The sequence below is a fragment of the Endozoicomonas sp. ONNA1 genome, assembly GCF_024606325.1.
Taxonomy (GTDB): domain Bacteria; phylum Pseudomonadota; class Gammaproteobacteria; order Pseudomonadales; family Endozoicomonadaceae; genus Endozoicomonas_A.
In genome coordinates this window covers 1-1,384 of the sequence record NZ_JAHHPN010000592.1, presented here as the reverse complement: position 1 = coordinate 1,384, position 1,384 = coordinate 1, and the positions used below count along the sequence as shown (strand labels likewise).

The window sequence follows — 1,384 nt, the reverse complement described above, 5'->3', positions numbered from 1 at the left end:
TCACTACCAAAGGCGCATAGGCTCTACATCCCTTAGTCGGTCACTACTGACTACATGCAGTACAGAAGCCAAAGTACTATCCACTTTGATAGATTACATATTGGAAAGTAGGTTAATGAGAAAAGAGTTACACCTCATGGCAGACCTGAAGACTGAACTTGAAGACGCCTACAAGACAGCCGACAGCATCATGCAGGCTATCATCAGTGGGTATCTGAACGAATTACCTGAAGCGGAAGAATCGTTTACACCTGTACTCGACAGTCAAGACAGCAGGGACTTAAAAGCGTATGTTCACCGTGTGAGGGATGATTGTGGAATAGCTGTAGCTTCTCCTGTAGCTTCTCCTGTAGCTAATCCACCAGCCGACTCTATGGTCAATGCTCCTGCTACTGCTCCTACCATTCCTACCATTACTCAATTATTCAATGACTTCTGTATACACAAAACAAAGACAGGGAAGTGGAAAGGAGATAGAGCCGACCTAAATATTAAAGCGTATGGTAAACCTCTATCATACTTCACTGACCTAACGAAACTTACTGATATAAGACAGGCAACTAAAGCGCACGTAAGGTCATTCAAAGACCGTTTACTCAGTGACCATAACAAATCAACACCATCAAACTACTTCAACAAGACAGCTGCTTTCTTCGCTTGGGTGATGCAAGAGACTGATTACCTTGAACATTCTGTATTCAAGCAGGTAGGGGGATTATCACGGGGTGATGTAAAGGGAGCACTGCCAGTCAGTACTGAAGATACACGTAAGATTCTACGTATAGTCCCCTCAGAGTTTACTGATGTGTTCAAGCTGTACTTTTACACTGGTCTTAGGAGTTCTGAACCTTTCAATAACATGGACTGGTTAGAAGTAGATAGTATCAAGTGTTTAAGGATTACCGATAGCAAAACCAAAGCATCTAATAGAACGATACCATTGCACAGCTCAATAGAGCACCTATACGGCCTTAACGTTAAACAGGTAGCCGATACACCTAGTAAACTTAACACTGCCTTAAAGGCATTCACAGAACGCTCAGTAACACTGTATTCATTCCGTCATGGTATAGCCGACAGGTTAAGACAAATAGAGAACTGTCCTGATGGGTTGAGATACGCTATCACTGGGCACGCTCAAGAGGGAACTACTGACCAACACTATGGAGATGGCTGGACAGCACAGATAGGGCGTATGAAGAAGGTTATAGACCAATTACCTGAGTTGTGAGGGGAAGAGAAGAGAGAAGATAGAAGAGAGGAGAAGGTAGGCAGGTTAGTCACACACAGTAGAGCCTCCCTGAGAGGCTTTCTCCTCCTACCTACCACCTTTTGAGCAACGAGAAGCGCATAGTCATCATTACGCTATCGCTTAAGACCTCCA

Annotated in this window: 1 protein-coding gene; it reads left to right on the top strand. The window is 44.0% G+C overall.

The genetic code is table 11. The annotated features are described in order from the left end of the window. Positions 1-1,231: hypothetical protein (locus KDK19_RS13725; protein WP_257292181.1), on the top strand; the 1,231-nt coding region annotated here is incomplete at its 5' end. Positions 1,232-1,384 lie beyond the last annotated feature (153 nt).